This window comes from Alcanivorax sp. HI0083 (assembly GCF_001635175.1).
This window is the reverse complement of sequence record NZ_LWFX01000108.1, coordinates 1-697: the sequence shown is the minus strand read 5'-3', so window position 1 is coordinate 697 and position 697 is coordinate 1. Positions and strand designations below refer to the sequence as shown.

At 51.5% G+C, this 697-nt stretch carries 1 protein-coding gene; it reads right to left on the bottom strand.

Annotated features, from left to right (window positions below):
- Positions 1 to 697 (bottom strand): hypothetical protein (locus A3754_RS26940; protein ID WP_063518630.1); only part of this gene is annotated, 697 nt, incomplete at both ends.

The following is a 697-nucleotide window of genomic DNA, read 5'->3' as shown; positions in this document are numbered from 1 at the left end:
TGGACGCCAGACTGATTGCCAGACTCATAGTGTCCACCATCTGGTTGGTGTACCGATAAATCAGATAAGACACCGCATTTTCATAAAACTTGACCATGGATTCACGAATAAACATCCACTTGACGCCTACCTGATTCAAGGCGCGGCTGATGGCTTCATCATCGGCATGGTTCTTTTTCGCCGCTGCCAGCATCCGCTCAAATTCGGGCACGGCATCCTTGAATTCAATGCGACCTTCATCCGAGCCCGACGCCATCCCCCCTGCCGGGTCTGCAGCGATATTCAGGTATTCTGAGGTCATGCGCTGAAGGTAAGCGGAAAGCTCGCGAATATCATCGTATTTGCCGTCGGTGGTGCCTGTGAACGATTCCATGCGCAGTGACATCTCCACTGGCAACTCGTTCACATCCTGGATGGTGTAAGAGTTGGTGAACCCCTGCTCCGCCATGGTGTTGCTTTCTGCAGCAGCTTTGAAAATACCCCAGCTCTTTTCAAGGTCAGCAACCAGAGAGCGCTCCTCGCTACCTTCTGCATCACGGCGTAACAAATCAATCCCGGACTGAGCCTGGTCAATAGCCTCATCAAGATTGGAAATATAGGTTTTGCTGCCGACCATGACGGTCAACATGTGGAAATCAGCGCGGACTTTCCACAACGCCAGTTCAAAATCTTCGAGTTCCGCATTGCTGATTGACGC